This is a genomic window from Micromonospora sp. DT63 (assembly GCF_049841615.1).
GTDB lineage: Bacteria > Actinomycetota > Actinomycetes > Mycobacteriales > Micromonosporaceae > Micromonospora.
Genome location: NZ_JBNCKQ010000004.1, coordinates 259,906 through 273,490, shown reverse-complemented (window position 1 = coordinate 273,490; position 13,585 = coordinate 259,906). Strand labels below are relative to the sequence as shown.

Here is a 13,585-nt window from a genome sequence, read left to right as displayed (position 1 = left end):
GCCCCCGTGACGGCGATCGGGCGGCTACCGTCGACGGATGCGATTCGCGCGCCCGGTCGGGCTGCTCCTGGCTGCCGCCGCCGTGCTGATCTGGGCGGTCGGCATGGCGGTGTGGCAACCGTTGACCGAGCCGATCGGCCCGTGGTCGGAGCGGCTGCCGGGCAACAACGCCTACTGGGCACGGGATCTGCGGTTCGTGGCGATCGTCGCGATCGTGCTCGGGTTGCTGCTGGCGGGCCGGGGGCAGCTCCGGTGGGGCGCTCCGGCGGTCGTGCTCGGTGGGCTCTGGATCGCGGCCGACGTGGCGATCGACCGGGCGGACCCGGCCGGCACGGGGTCGACGGTCCTGCTCGCCGTCTACGGTGCGGCGGTGCTCGGCGTACTGGCGGCCGTCCTGGTGTGGCGGGATCGGGGCCGGCCCCCCACCACCGACCGGCGGGTGTTGACCGGCGCGGCCTGCGTGGCCGGGGTGCTGGCGGTGGTGGCGGCCGGCATCGAGTCACCTACCGACCGGGAGCCGGAGCTGACGCCGGCGGCCTTCGCCACCGGCGTGCTCCTGGTCGCCCTGACCGTCGTCGTCGCCCTGGCGGCGGCACCGGCCCGCACCCGGGGCCGCCGCCTGCTGGCCGTCGGGCTCGGCGCGGTCGCCATCGGCGGTGTCGCGCTGGTCCGGGCGGTCCCGCCCGGCCCGCGCATCCTGCCGATGATCGCGCTCGGCGCGGTGCTGCTCACCGGCGTCACCCTGCTGGCGTGGGACTGGCCGGGCGGTCGACCGGTCTGGCGGCAGCACGCGCTCGCCGGTCTCGCCGCGCTGGTGGGCCCGGTGCCGATGCTGCTGGTCGCGGCCGTCGCCATGATGGTGCTGCTCCCGGTCGGCGCGACGTTCACCGCGCTGGCCGGCAACAGCCCGATCAACTCCGCCGACTCGGACCTGCTGCTCTCGCTGGCCGGGCTGCTCGCCGGGCTGGGAATGGGGCTGCTGCTGGCCTGGCCGACGGTCGACAACCGTCGCCGCTAGCTACTCCACGACGGGCAGCACGACCTCGTTGCGGCGCAGGAACCACGGCTTCCACGGCGGGTCGAAGCGCGCGTACCGGATCGCGCCTGTCGGTTGCAGCCCGGCCGCGGTCACCGACCGTCCGAGCATGGTGGCCCGCTGACTGAACGCCTGCTCGGTCCACCGCCCGGAGAACCGCATGGCCGCCGCCAGGCGTGCCGGGACCTCGTGGACGCGCACCCGGGTGTCCACCGGCTCGGGCAGGGTGGCGGTGGTGAAGGTGGCCGGCATGACGAACTGGATCAGGTAAGCCCCCGGCCGCTCGCCCTCGATCTGGACCACCGGCACGGTCATGGCGATCTTCTCCGAGTCGCCGGCCGCCGACATCGGCGGCCCGGCCGAGCCGATCGGGTGTCGGGCCCGGTTGGCGCCGCCGAGGTAGGCGGCCAGCGGCCGGAACGCCTCGATCGGGGCCCGGGTGAACGACGCCTGGATCTGCATCTCGGCCACCAGGTGAGCCGGGTAGCGGCGCAGCTCGAAGCCGGGGTGTCGGGACACCACCCGGTACGGCTGCTGCTCGGTCATCGCGCGCTCCCAGGATCTCCTGGGACAGACGCTACCGTCCCTTCGGCTCCTGCTCGGCCGAAGTCGGTTGTCCCGCACCGGGGACGGCGGTCCGCCAGTACTGGCGTTTGCCCTCGTCGCGCAGCACCACCCCGAGTCGTCCCAGCTCCCGTCGCAGCTCCCGGGCGTCGTCGCGGCGGTCCCGCTCGATCGCGCGCTCCCTCGCGCGCAGCAGCACGTCCGCGCCGGCGGGCAGACCGGGCAGGTCGGGCACCCACAGCCGGTACGCCGACCGGTGGGGATCGTCGTCCGCCCAGGCCCAGCCGTGCGCCCGGAACGCGGCGGCGAGCCGGGCGGCGGGCAGGTCCGTCGACTCCCGCACCAGTTCCGCCCCGTCGGCGTCGAGCAGCACCAGGTGCTTGTCGGCGAGGAAGACGACCCGGGTGTCGGCCCGTGCGACGGTCCGGTTCTCATCGGCGCGGCGCAGCCGGACCTGCGCCGCGTCGACGCTGACGATCAGTCGTTCGGCGGTGCCGATCCCGGCGAGGACCAGGCCGGCGAGGGTGCCCACGGCGATTGTGCCGGCGGTGGCCTGCGGCTGGGGCAGCCGGTCCAGCCACTCGACGAGGTCGCTGAACGGCACCCAGGGCAGCCGGGCGAGCCAGCCTGTCGTCGCCGCGAGGAGCCATCCGGCGCCCGCGCCGAGCAGCGGGAAACCACCCCAGAGGACCGCCAGTTCCAGCGGGCCGTCGCTGACGGTGGTGCGCGGACGGTGACCGGCCAGGTCCATGGTCAGGACACCTCGCGGCGCAGCGTCCGGACCAGGCCGACGGCCAGGGGCAGGACCATCCAGACGAGCAGGGACACCGCCAGACGGCCCCACTGCCCACCGGTGAGCGCGTCGCCGCTGAACAGCGGTTCCATGGTCCGGTTGGTGTCCAGCCAGCCGGATGGGCCGCGCAGGGGTCGGACCATCTCGCCGAGCACCGCCCACAGGGTGGGCAGCAGCAGATAACCGACGATCGCCAACGGCGGATTGAGCAGCAACAGACCGAAGGCCGCACCCATCAGCACGCTGGCGACCTGAAGGATCGCCGCGTTCAGCAGCAGCGACCAGTCGAACTGCCAGGTGCCCGCGCCGCCGGTGGCGGACGCCACGAGCGTGCCGACGGCGGCGACGGCCAGGCTGGCCAGCACCGAGGCGAGCGCGGTGAGCACGACGGCGATCAGCTTCGCGCCGATCACCCGCTCGCGGCGGGGCACCAGGGCGTACGTGGTGAGGGCGGTGCGTTGCGACCACTCGCTGGTGATCGACAGGATGCCCAGCACCGGCAGCAGCACCGACACCGGCAGCAGCGAGGGGCCGAAGAAGTCGAGGAAGGTCTGGTCGGCGTCCTTCGCGTAGATCAGCTGGAGGGTGACGATCGCGGCGGTGACCAGGCCGATGGTGATCAGCAGCCAACGGCCGGCCCGGGTGTCGACGAGCTTGCGCAGTTCCACGGCGGTGAGCCGGAGCAGCGACGGACGGCGTACCGCCGTGTGCTGCCGGGGCGCGACGGGCCCGGCGGCGGGCGCGGTGGTGGTGGTCATCGGACGGCCTCCTTGGTGGACTCGCCGGCGGTGAGGGTGAGGAAGAGTTGTTCGAGGCCACCGCTGCCGGCCGGGCGCAGCTCGGCCAGCGCGACGCCCGCGTCCGCGGCGGCCTGGCCGACCGTCTCGGCGTCGGCCTGCACGAGCAGACCGTCGGTGCCGTCGGTGGCGCTGAGGCCCGCCGTGTCCAGTGCCCGGCGCAACGCCGCGCCGTCGCGGGCCCGCACGAGCGAGCCGCCCCCGGCGAGCAGGTCGTTCTTGTCGCCCTGGGCCACGATCCGGCCGCCCCCGATCACCACCAGCCGGTCCGCGACCGCCTCCACCTCGCGCAGCAGGTGGGAGGAGAGCAGCACGGTGCCGCCCCGGTCGGCGAAGTCGCGCAGCAGGCCGCGCATCCAGAAGATCCCCTCCGGGTCCAGGCCGTTGGCCGGCTCGTCGAGGATCAACACCCGGGGGTCACCGAGCAGCGCCTGCGCCAGGCCGAGCCGCTGGCGCATCCCCAGCGAGTACGCCCGGACCCGACGCTTCGCGGCCACCGCGTTCAACCCGACCAGGTCGAGCTTCGCGGCGACCTCGCGCTTGTCCAGACCCATGGTGTACGCGGACAGCGTCAACGCCTCGCGGCCAGTGCGCCCGGCGTGCTGGGCGGAGGCGTCCAGCAGCACCCCGACCTCCCGCCCCGGGTTGGGCAGGTCCCGGTAGGGGCGCCCCGAGACGGTGGCCCGGCCGGCCGTCGGCGCGGTGAGGCCGCAGATCATCCGCATGGTGGTCGACTTGCCGGCGCCGTTGGGGCCGAGGAAGCCGGTGACCGTGCCCGGTTCGCACTGGAACGACACGTCGTCCACCGCCGGGTGTGGCCCGTATCGCTTGGTGAGGTTCTCCACGGTGATCATGCCGACGAGCGTGCCCGCGCCCCCCGGCCATCCGCTGCGGCCGCGGGTCGGTGTCGCACCGACCTTGGTCGACGCTCCGGTCGATACTTTGGTAGCTGGTTGCCGGTGCCCGTTGCTGCCTAGCATGGGCGCGTGACCAGCCTCGCCGTCCCGGAACACCCCTGGCTGCTGCCAGGGGAGCTGGTCGTGCCGGGCGAACGCGAACGTGACCGGGCACATCCGCGCCGCACCACCCGTGACTGGATCGTGGACAGCCTCGCGTTCCTGGCCGGGCTGCTCTGGGTGTTGTTCGCCACCGTGGACGCCCTGTCGCCCTCCCCGGAGACGGCGATTCCGCTGCCGCACGACTGGATGGTCGGTGTGGACGCGCTGCTCGGGCTGGCCTCCTGCGGGCTGCTGTGGGTGCGGCGGCGGTGGCCGCTCGGGTTGGCGGTGGCCACCCTGCCGTTGAGCGCGTTCTCGTTGGCCGCGGCCGTCCCGCTGCTGATTCTGTACTTCACCGTCGTGGTGCACCGCCGCACCGCCGTCGCGATCGCGTTCACCGGTGCCGGTCTCGTCACCAACCTGATCTTCAGTTGGGCGCGTCCGGACCCGAACTGGCCGTACTGGGCCACCGTGTCGTGGGGCGTGGTGATCACGATCGCCGTGCTGGCCTGGGGGATGTTCGTCCGGGCCCGGCGACAGTTGATCGTGTCGCTGCGGGAGCGGGCCGAGCGGGCCGAGGCCGAGCAGCAGTTGCGGGTCGCCCAGGCCCGACACCTCGAACGCACCCGCATCGCCCGGGAGATGCACGACGTGCTGGCCCACCGGATCTCGCTGCTGAGCCTGCACGCGGGCGCGTTGGAGTTCCGCCCCGACGCGCCGGCCGACGAGGTCGCCCGGGCCGCCGGGGTGATCCGGGGCAGCGCACACGCCGCCCTGCAGGACCTGCGGGAGGTCATCGGTGTGCTCCGCGCCGACGGCGACAACACCGGCGACGCCCCCGAGCCGCCGCAGCCCACCCTCGCCGACCTGCCCGCCCTGATCGAGGAGTCGCGCGCGGCCGGGGTGCGGGTGAACCTCACCGACAGCGTCGTCGCGCCCGGGGCCGTGCCGGCGGCGCTGGGGCGGGCGGCGTACCGGATCGTGCAGGAGGGCCTGACCAACGCCCGCAAGCACGCGGCCGGTGCGGCCGTCACCGTGGACGTGGCCGGTGGCCCGGGCACCGGGCTGACCGTGGCGATCTCCAACCGGTGGCCGCTGGGCACGCCGGCCGGGGGCGAACTGCCGGGCGCCGGCACCGGGCTGGTCGGCATCACCGAGCGGGTCACCCTGGCCGGAGGCCGGTTGGCGCACGGGCGGGACGAGGCCGGCGACTTCCGGCTGGCCGCCTGGCTGCCGTGGCCGGCGTGACCGGGCCGTCCGGCGGGGCCGGGGAGGCCACCGCGCCGGTGCGGGTGCTGATCGTGGACGACGACGCGCTGGTCCGGGCGGGCCTCTCGATGATCCTCGGCGGCCTGGCGGACCTGCGGGTGGTGGGTGAGGCTGCCGACGGCGGCGAGGTTCCGGCGGCGGTCGCCGCGTACGCGCCGGACGTGGTCCTGATGGACATCCGGATGCCCCGGGTGGACGGGCTCACCGCCACCGAGGCGCTGCGCGCGCGACCGAACCCGCCGGAGGTGCTGGTGCTGACCACCTTCGACGCCGACGAGCAGGTGCTGCGGGCGCTGCGCGCCGGCGCGGCCGGTTTCCTGCTCAAGGACACCCCTCCGGCGGACATCGTGCACGCGGTACGCCGGGTGGCCGCGGGGGAGGCGACGCTCTCCCCGACGGTGACCCGCACGCTGATCGACCACGTGACCGCCGCCGCCCCGGGTCTGGCCGGCCCGGATCCGCGTCGCGAGCGGGCGCTGCGGCTGCTCGACGGGCTCAGCGAGCGGGAGCGTCAGGTGGCGGTGGCGCTGGGGCGGGGCCGCACCAACGCGGAGATCGCGGGGGAGTTGTTCATGAGCGTGGCGACGGTGAAGGCGTACGTCTCCCGGCTGCTCACCCGGCTCGATCTCAACAACCGGGTCCAGGTGGCCCTGCTGGTGCACGACGCGGACCTCGTCTGAGCGCGCGTTAGGGGGACGGTTAGGGGGCGGGGGATTGAACTTTCGTCCGATGCCGGCCGTACCACTGCCCGAGGATGTCGGTGCGGTGGGTCCGCCGTACCGCTGCCGAACTGCGGGAGGCCTGCCGTGCGTGTTGGTGAGCAGTCGACGGATCCCATCGACCAGGTGCTGGGTGAGGTGCCGCTGCCGGCACACCTGACACCCGAGGATGTCCGGCTCGCGGTCCGGGCGGTGGTCGTGCACACCGCCGAGGAGTGGCCGACCGGGCCGTTGTGTCGCAACGACGGCGCCTCCTACCCGTGCCGACTGCACCGGTGGGGGCGTCGGGTTCTTGAGACACACGGGCTCAACGAGCGCCAGATCGAGGCGTTGATCCAGCACGGCAACCCCTTCGTGCACGTGCCCTTCCCGTTCACCGCGACCGGGCCGTCGTCCGCGCGTCCCACCGGCGCCCGGCCGGCGGCGACCGCCGGCTATCCGGCGCCGGCTCCCGGCCGCGCCGGGCTCCCGGCGCGACACCAGGCCGCGCGCGTCACCCCTGCGGGGGTACGACAGGCCTCTGCCGGCCGGCCGGTGACTCCCGGTGTCACCGCGCCGCGCTGGCCCCGGGCCAGCTGAGCGGCGCCACCCCCGCCCGCCCTGTCCGGGGCGACACGACGTCGGCCCGACGCGGAGATTCCCCATCCGCGCCGGGCCGACGTCACACCGGCCGGTTCGTTCAGTCGTTACCGGCGCCGACGCCGCAGTCCGGCGCGGACCAGCTCGTCGTGTTCGAGCTGTGGTCGCTGTTGTTCTCGCGCCGCGAGTCGACGTGCACGTGGTCGTCGTGGTCGGGGTAGCCCGGCCCGTAGATCCCGCTGAAGCCGTTGTCACGGGCGTCCTTGGCCACCCGGCACAGCGAGGACGTCCGCGAGGTGACGTCGGCGGCGTTGCCGTACAGGTGCTGGCTGTCCGAGGCGCCACCGACCTGGTTGTTGCAGGCGCGACTGCGGAAGCCACTCGACACGTTCAGCGGCTTGTCGCCGAGGCTCTTGCGCAGCGCCTCCAATTTCCACATGGTGCGCAGCGCGTTCTGCTTCGTCTGGTTCGCCGACAGGGGGCCGCCGCTCCAGCCGCTGCCGCCGCAGCCGTTGTCCAACTCGCTGTAGGTGAAGTGCGCGGGCGTGCAGTCGTTGTCCTGGAGCTGGTACAGCTTCGCGTAGGTCTGCGGTCCCGCGACGCCGTCGGCGCGCAGTCCGTACGCCTGCTGGAACCGCTTGACCGCGGCGGCGGTCTTCGGTCCGTAGCGACCGTCGTTCTCGACGATGTCCCGGTAGCCGGCCCAGCCGGCGACCCGGATCTGCAGCTGACGGACGTCGTCGCCGGAGCGCCCCTGGTAGAGGTTGCGGTTCCAGGTGTAGCAGCCGTCCGCGTACGCTGCCGGCGCGGCGACCACCGACGCGATCGCTGCCCCGGGCAGTGCCAGGGCGAAAGCGACAGCAACTCGCTTCAAGGTGTTTACGCGCACAGAAGTCCTCCCGATAGGAGAGCGAATGGGGTTGCTTCGGGACATCGACCGGGACGTCCCGTGATTTCCACCCTCGCACTGATCGGTGCGCTAGGCGGCAATTAACGAGAATTGTCCTCACGATTCGTTGTTCCTGGGCATCGGCTGTGAATTCGACTGATTTGCGAAACAGCCATTTCCCCCGGATCGGCCCGGTGGCGCAAGAACTGCACCGAACGTCGCATTCGGCCACACCCAGGGTGATGTTCCTCGCCCGGCGGGGGCCGGTAACGTCAGCCCCGGGCGGCGGACTGGCGGAGGTGCACGTGGCACGCGGTGGCGTCTTCTGTGTCGAGGGTCAGTGGCACCGCGACCTCAACGAACGCGGTTCCGTGCTGCCCACCCTCGAACTGCTGGAGCGGCTGGGCAAGATCCGCTTCATCCACAAGGACGCGGCCACCCGCGACGAGCTGTTCTACTTCCTGGACCGCTGGCTGCTCAAGCAGTACGCCGACCACCGTGTCGGCTTCTTCGCCATGCACGGCGAGCCCAGCCGGCTCTGCCTCACCGACTGGCAGTCGGTGGAGCTGAACGAGGTGGCCGAGCTGATGGCCGGCCGCTGCGAGGGGCGCCGGCTCTATTTCGGCAGCTGTTCGGTCCTGCGCGCGTCGGACGCGGTGCTGCGCGAGTTCCTGGAGGTCACCGGGGCCGCCCTGATCTGCGGTTTCACCCGGGACGTCGACTGGGTCGAATCGGCGGCCTTCGAAACCGTCCTGCTCGACGTGCTGGCCAACGGGCAGCGGCACAACGCCGCCGAACTGCGGATGGGCTCCGCGCACTGGGCACCGCTGGCCTCGTACCTCGGCTTTCGGGTGATCTATGCCAACGGCCGGGCCTGGCGCCCGGCCGGCCGGCCCCGCGTGCCCACCCAGGCCGTGCCCCGCGCCGCCACCGGCCCCCGCTGACCCGCCGACCCGCCGACCCGCCCTGCTGACCCGCCGCCCTGCCGCCGCTGGTTCGTGGCCGCCCTGGTAGGACTGAGTGATGGCGCCCAGCATCGCGAAGAACACCCGGGTCGACCGGGACGCCCTGCTCGACTTCCTCCGGCCTCGGCACCGTGTCGTGCTGATGACCACCCGGGCCGACGGCCGCCCGCAGTCCTCCCCGGTCTCCGCCGGCATCGACGGCCAGGGTCGGCTCGTCGTGTCCACCTACCCCGAGCGGGCGAAGGTCACCAACATCCGCCGTGACCCCCGGGTCTCGGCCTGCGTGCTGTCCGACGACTGGAACGGCCCCTGGGTGCAGCTCGACGGCACCGCCGAGGTGCTGGACCTGCCCGAGGCGCTGGAGCCGCTGGTCGAGTACTTCCGCAGCATCTCCGGCGAGCACCCGGACTGGGACGACTACCGGGCGGCCATGGTGCGCCAGGGCAAGTCGCTGATCCGGGTCACCATCGACGCCTGGGGCCCGATTGCCACCGGCGGCTTCCCGGCCCGCCTCGCCGACTGACCGCGCCTTCCCGGTAGGCGGCGGCGACCGCTACCCCAGGTCCGGCGGCGTCCGAACCTCCGAGCGCGCCCGCACCCGCCGGGTGGGTTGGCGTCCTGTCGAGCTGCCCCAGATATGGGGCGGGCTGCGCGCTGTCCTCTGCGGTTGGTTGCCCCACAGCTGGGGCAGCTCGACAGGACGCGAAGGGGAGGTAGGTTCCTCGGCCTCGACCGGCGGTCAGTACGCGGCGGTGAAGCGCGTGTTGACGTACCGGGGCTGCTCGATCTCGTCGACGATCGCGACCGCCAGGTCCTCGTAGGTGAGCACCGACCGGCCCTGGTCGTCGGTGACCGGTTCGTCGGTGCCGGTGCGGTAGTGCCCGGTGCGGTCGCCGGGGTGGAACTCCAACGGCGGCGGGGAGACGTAGGTCCAGCTCACCCCGTCGGCGGCGGTGCGGTAGTAGTCCAGGGCGTCGGCCTGGCCCAGCGCCGCGTCCCGATACTGCTCCGGGAAGTCCGGCTCGTCGAGGATGCGGGTGCCACGCGGCGTGAGCAGCGTCGACCCGCCGCCCAGGTGGATGATCCGGGGTGCGGCCGGCATCGACCGCAGCGTGGTCACCAGGTTCTCCGCGGCGCTGCGCCACAGCCCGCGCTCGCCGCCGCCGATCGCCACCACCAGCGCGTCCGCCTCCGGCGCCAGCTCCCGGACACTGCGCTCGCTGGTGGCGTCGCCGGTGACCGTCCGTACCCCGGCCGGCAGGTACGAGGTGGCCTCCGGGCGGCGGACGGCGGCGATCACCCGGTGCCCACGGTCGGCCGCCTCGGCGGTGACCCGCGACCCGGCGGTGCCGCCCGCGCCAAACACGACGATGGTGCTCACCAGCCCAGGCTAGGGACCGGGCCGCCCGCCCGTCGGCGGAACGCCGATCCCGGTCAGTCGACGAGAGCGGCGTAGACGAGCTGGCGCAGCTGGGAGCGCAGCGGGTACGTGCTCGACGGCATGAGCTGGGTGAACAGCAGCGCGGTGATCTCCTCGGCCGGGTCGACCCAGAACGCCGTGCTGGCGACCCCACCCCAGTAGTACTCGCCGACGCTGCTCGGCACCCGGCTCGGGACCGGGTCCTCGACCACCGCGAAGCCGAGGCCGAAGCCGATCCCGTCGAGGGTGGTCTCGGCGAAGCCGCCGGTGGACAGGGTGCCCAGATCCTGCCCGCCGGGTAGGTGGTTACGGGTCATGAAACGCACCGTGCGCGGCCCGAGCAGGCGTACGCCGTCCAGCTCCCCGCCGCGCAGCAGCATCTGCGTGAACCGGTGGTAGTCGGCGGCGCTGGAGATCAGGCCACCGCCGCCGGAGAGCAGGCCGGGCTTGTGGTGCGCGAGCGTGCCGAGCCGGTCGTAGCGGACCGCCCGCCCGCTCCGCGGATCCGGTGCGTAGAGCGCGGCCAGCCGCTCGGCCTCGTCGCCCTCGACCCACCAGCGGGTGTCGGTCATCCCCAGCGGGCTGAAGATCCGGTCGGCGAAGAAGGCGTCCAGGCTCTGCCCCGAGACGACCTCGACCAGCCGACCGAGCACGTCCGTGGCGACCGAGTAGCCCCAGGCCGTGCCGGGCTCAAAGAGCAGGGGCAGCTCGCCGAAGGCCGCGCAGGCGCCCGCCAGGTCGACGTCCGCCGGCGGGTACAGGTCGTAGCCGGCCGCCCGGTAGATCCCGTCGACCACCGAGGTCTGCATGAAGCCGTACGTCAGGCCGGCGGTGTGGGTGAGCAGGTGCCAGACCCGGATCGGCTCGGTCGCCGGCACGGTGTACGGCTTGAGGGCCGAGCCCTTCGAGTAGACCCGCACGTCGGCGAACTCGGGCAGCCAGCGGCTGATCTCGTCGGTCAGCTCGAAGCGGCCCTCCTCCCACAGCATCATGGCCGCGACCGAGGTGACGGGCTTGGTCATCGAATAGATCCGCCAGAGCGTGTCCGCTTCGACCGGGGCGCCCGACTCCCGATCCCGCAGGCCGTACGTCGAGGAGTGCGCCACCTCGCCGCGCCGGGTGACCACCACCTGCCAGCCCGCCAACCGGCCGTCGTCGACGTACCCGCCGAAGTGCTCGTCGATCCGCGACAGCCGCGCCGGGTCGAAGCCGATCTGATCGGGGTCCTTGCTCCGCGCCACACTCACGTCGCCGAACCTACTCGCCGGTACTCCGCCACCGGAAGGGGCTGCCCCCACCGGGCCGTTCCGGGGCGTCGGTGGGCGGCACTAGCCTGGCCGGATGCCGGAGTTGACCGAGGACAAGACCTTCCGCCACGAGGACTGGTACGCCGAGGAGCTGACCGACCGCCAGTTCGTGGCGTGCGAGTTCTTCGACGTGGACCTGACCGAGGCGGTCACCCGGGGGGCGGTCTTCACCGGCTGCACGTTCGGCAACGTGCAGTTCAACGCTTCCCGACATCTCGACTCGGCGTTCACCCGCTGCGTCTTTCGGCGCTGCAACTTCTTCGAGGCCGAGTTCACCGGCTGCAAGCTGGTCGGGAGCAGCTTCGTCCAGTGCGAGCTTCGTCCGTTGCGGGTCGACGGCGGCGACTGGTCGTTCGTCGCGCTGCCCGGGGCGGACCTGCGCGCCGCCTGGCTGAGCGGCGTACGGATGCGCGAGGCCGACCTCACCGGGGCCAACCTGACCGGTGCCACGGTGACCGGGGTCGACCTCTCCGGGGCGCAGCTGCACAACTGCCGTCTCGGCGGCGCCGACCTGCGGCGCAGCGACCTCACGGCGCTGGATCCGACGTCCGTCGAACGGGCCGGTGCCATCGTGGACGCCGAGCAGGCCCTCGTCATCGCGCAGGCGCTCGGCTTCCGGATCGGCTGACCCGGGGTAGCTCCCGGTCGATCGACCGCGGGATCGCCGGCTGTCCCATACCGTCCCGATCCGGACTGGACACGCCAGCCTGTCCCGATTTAGCGTGTCGTCCACGCCCCTGCAAACGTGAAGCGACCCACAGTGGACGGTCGATCCCGTCGCGTGCGGTGGTGGCCGGGCGGCGGACTGGAGGGGTCGGTGGCGGACGAGGACCGTACGCGGGCGGATTCGCGGGCCGGGGACGAGTCGACCGGCCGACCGCCGTCGCACCGGCCGCGGAGCATCGCCCTCGGGCTGAGCCACCGGACGCTGCGCCGGCTCGCCCGTGCCCGACAGCGACGGCGCTGGGCGCTGGAAGGGCTTGGCGCGGTCGTCTGCCTCGCGATGCTCGTCGCGTACCTCGGCACCCGGTCCGGCCCGGAATCGGGCGATGGTCCGGTCGGCGGCTCGGGGGGCGTGCCCGCCGGAGCCACCCGACCGACAGCCCTTCCGGCCGCCGACGGGCACGCCACCGACCCCGGGCCGGCGCTGCCCGGGCTGCGCCCCCGGGAGCGTCCGCCCTCGCCCGACCCGCCGCCGCCGTCGACGAGCGCGCCCGCTCCGCCGCCGAAGAAGCCGGAGGAGTCGCTGCTGTCGGTGAGCCGCGCCGAGGTCCCCGCCGAGGTCGACCTCACCGCTGTGGGCACCCGCGACTGGATGCACTGGGGGCTGCGCGGCGGCAAGTCGACAGTGCGCAAGCGCTCCGGCTCCGGGGAGATCGTCGACGGTGGTGGGAAGGGCGCCCGGGTCGGCTGGGACGGCAACCAGGAGGTCGTCCGCTGGTCCGACGGCGCACCCGAGCGGTGGGACCGTGGCAGTTCCGACGGCGTCTACACCTGTGGCGTGGGTAACGGGTTCACCCTGACGGTCGCCGGCAGCGGGGCGCCGCGCACCGTGCAGCTCTACGCCGGGATCTGGATGGCACGGGGTCGTTTGGACGCCCGCCTGTCCACCGGTGGGCCGGTCCGCACCGTACGCCTGGAGGATCCGTACACCAGCCAGAGCGCCCAGTTCACCATCCGGTTCGAGCTGCCGAAGAACGCCCGGTTGGTGCTGACCTGGACCGTCGAGAAGGTCTTCACCGAGCACTGCGGCAACGTCGGCCTCCAGGCCGTCGCGCTGCGCTGAGCCGTCGAGGTGGCGGGACAGTTTGTCCGTCGCGCTCGGTCGACGGCGACGTAACTTTCTGCTGTCCCCGTCTCACCTTCCACTGTGGAGTAAGCGCAGATGAGCAGCAGTACCGCCCACCGCGTCCGTCCCGCCGTTTCCTCCGGCGCCGATGAGCTGCCCGGCGAGGTGCTCCGCGACATTCCCCTGCCGCCGTACGTGACGGTCGAGGACGCCCAGTTCGCGGTGCGCGCGGTGGTGGTGCACGCGCCCCGGCGCTGGTCCGGCGGGGTCGTCTGTCGCAACGACGCCAGCCCACACCCGTGCCGGCTGCACCGTTGGGGCACCCGGGTGCTGGCGCTGCGTGGCCTGCGGGCCGCCGAGATCGCCGCGCTCATCGAGCGCGGCGACCCCGCGGCGGTGCCCCCCACACCGAACCGTCCGGCCTGACCCCACCGCCGGGGCTGCGCCGGTTTCCGGCCCC

Annotated in this window: 16 protein-coding genes; 9 read left to right on the top strand and 7 right to left on the bottom strand. The window is 73.3% G+C overall.

From position 1 onward, the window contains the following. The first annotated feature begins 37 nt into the window (after positions 1-37). The gene (locus tag ACLQ27_RS17050) at positions 38-1,018 is read left to right on the top strand and encodes a hypothetical protein (RefSeq protein WP_425867564.1); all 981 of its coding nucleotides are present in this window, start codon (positions 38-40) and stop codon (positions 1,016-1,018) included. On the opposite strand, the gene ACLQ27_RS17045 is transcribed toward ACLQ27_RS17050, so the two are convergent. Genes ACLQ27_RS17045 through ACLQ27_RS17030 form a run of 4 tightly spaced genes read right to left on the bottom strand, consistent with a single transcriptional unit; the run spans position 1,019 to position 4,044 of the window. Further along, entirely contained in the window at positions 1,019-1,582 is a 564-nt protein-coding gene (locus tag ACLQ27_RS17045; RefSeq protein WP_357493940.1) for an SOUL family heme-binding protein, read from the bottom strand. Between the two features lie 31 nt (positions 1,583-1,613). Continuing rightward, positions 1,614-2,351: a YqeB family protein gene (locus ACLQ27_RS17040; RefSeq protein WP_425867563.1), complete on the bottom strand. Its 738-nt coding sequence runs from the start codon at positions 2,349-2,351 to the stop codon at positions 1,614-1,616. A gap of 2 nt (positions 2,352-2,353) precedes the next feature. Further along, on the bottom strand, positions 2,354-3,151 hold the full coding sequence (locus ACLQ27_RS17035) for an ABC transporter permease (protein ID WP_425867561.1): 798 nt from the start codon (positions 3,149-3,151) through the stop codon (positions 2,354-2,356). After that, complete coding sequence (locus ACLQ27_RS17030; RefSeq protein WP_357493946.1) at positions 3,148-4,044, bottom strand: ABC transporter ATP-binding protein; 897 nt, start codon at positions 4,042-4,044, stop codon at positions 3,148-3,150. Before ACLQ27_RS17030 ends, ACLQ27_RS17035 begins: the two co-directional genes overlap by 4 nt. Positions 4,045-4,176: 132 nt before the next feature. Between ACLQ27_RS17030 and ACLQ27_RS17025 the strand changes: the two genes are divergently transcribed. From ACLQ27_RS17025 to ACLQ27_RS17015, 3 genes are all read left to right on the top strand, one after another. Beyond that, positions 4,177-5,436, top strand: a complete 1,260-nt coding sequence (locus ACLQ27_RS17025) for a sensor histidine kinase (RefSeq protein ID WP_357573214.1) — start codon at positions 4,177-4,179, stop codon at positions 5,434-5,436. Beyond that, complete coding sequence (locus ACLQ27_RS17020) at positions 5,415-6,137, top strand: response regulator (protein WP_425867872.1); 723 nt, start codon at positions 5,415-5,417, stop codon at positions 6,135-6,137. Before ACLQ27_RS17025 ends, ACLQ27_RS17020 begins: the two co-directional genes overlap by 22 nt. A gap of 126 nt (positions 6,138-6,263) precedes the next feature. Beyond that, positions 6,264-6,755 (top strand): hypothetical protein, encoded by a 492-nt coding sequence (locus tag ACLQ27_RS17015; protein WP_425867559.1) that lies wholly within the window; start codon positions 6,264-6,266, stop codon positions 6,753-6,755. A gap of 100 nt (positions 6,756-6,855) precedes the next feature. On the opposite strand, the gene ACLQ27_RS17010 is transcribed toward ACLQ27_RS17015, so the two are convergent. After that, positions 6,856-7,644: a D-Ala-D-Ala carboxypeptidase family metallohydrolase gene (locus ACLQ27_RS17010; protein WP_234581536.1), complete on the bottom strand. Its 789-nt coding sequence runs from the start codon at positions 7,642-7,644 to the stop codon at positions 6,856-6,858. Between the two features lie 305 nt (positions 7,645-7,949). Here ACLQ27_RS17010 and ACLQ27_RS17005 point away from each other — a divergent pair, with 305 nt between their 5' ends. Both ACLQ27_RS17005 and ACLQ27_RS17000 read left to right on the top strand, forming a co-directional pair. Further along, positions 7,950-8,588, top strand: coding sequence for a DUF6642 family protein (locus tag ACLQ27_RS17005; protein WP_234581535.1), 639 nt, complete (start codon positions 7,950-7,952; stop codon positions 8,586-8,588). Positions 8,589-8,667: 79 nt separating this feature from the next. Then, positions 8,668-9,132 carry a PPOX class F420-dependent oxidoreductase gene (locus ACLQ27_RS17000; protein ID WP_357493953.1) on the top strand — a complete coding sequence of 155 codons (465 nt, stop codon included), beginning with the start codon at positions 8,668-8,670 and terminating at the stop codon, positions 9,130-9,132. A 216-nt stretch (positions 9,133-9,348) separates the two neighbouring features. Here the strand turns inward: ACLQ27_RS17000 and ACLQ27_RS16995 are convergent, their stop codons facing one another. Further along, a complete protein-coding gene (locus tag ACLQ27_RS16995; protein WP_234581533.1) occupies positions 9,349-9,990 on the bottom strand; it encodes an NAD(P)-dependent oxidoreductase in 642 nt (213 codons plus the stop codon). A gap of 53 nt (positions 9,991-10,043) precedes the next feature. Continuing rightward, positions 10,044-11,276: a serine hydrolase domain-containing protein gene (locus ACLQ27_RS16990; protein ID WP_425867556.1), complete on the bottom strand. Its 1,233-nt coding sequence runs from the start codon at positions 11,274-11,276 to the stop codon at positions 10,044-10,046. A gap of 94 nt (positions 11,277-11,370) precedes the next feature. Between ACLQ27_RS16990 and ACLQ27_RS16985 the strand changes: the two genes are divergently transcribed. From ACLQ27_RS16985 to ACLQ27_RS16975, 3 genes are all read left to right on the top strand, one after another. Next, on the top strand, positions 11,371-11,964 hold the full coding sequence (locus ACLQ27_RS16985; RefSeq protein WP_234581531.1) for a pentapeptide repeat-containing protein: 594 nt from the start codon (positions 11,371-11,373) through the stop codon (positions 11,962-11,964). Positions 11,965-12,153: 189 nt separating this feature from the next. Further along, a complete protein-coding gene (locus tag ACLQ27_RS16980) occupies positions 12,154-13,122 on the top strand; it encodes a hypothetical protein (RefSeq protein WP_357573211.1) in 969 nt (322 codons plus the stop codon). A gap of 99 nt (positions 13,123-13,221) precedes the next feature. Continuing rightward, positions 13,222-13,551 carry a hypothetical protein gene (locus ACLQ27_RS16975; RefSeq protein ID WP_357573210.1) on the top strand — a complete coding sequence of 110 codons (330 nt, stop codon included), beginning with the start codon at positions 13,222-13,224 and terminating at the stop codon, positions 13,549-13,551. Positions 13,552-13,585 lie beyond the last annotated feature (34 nt).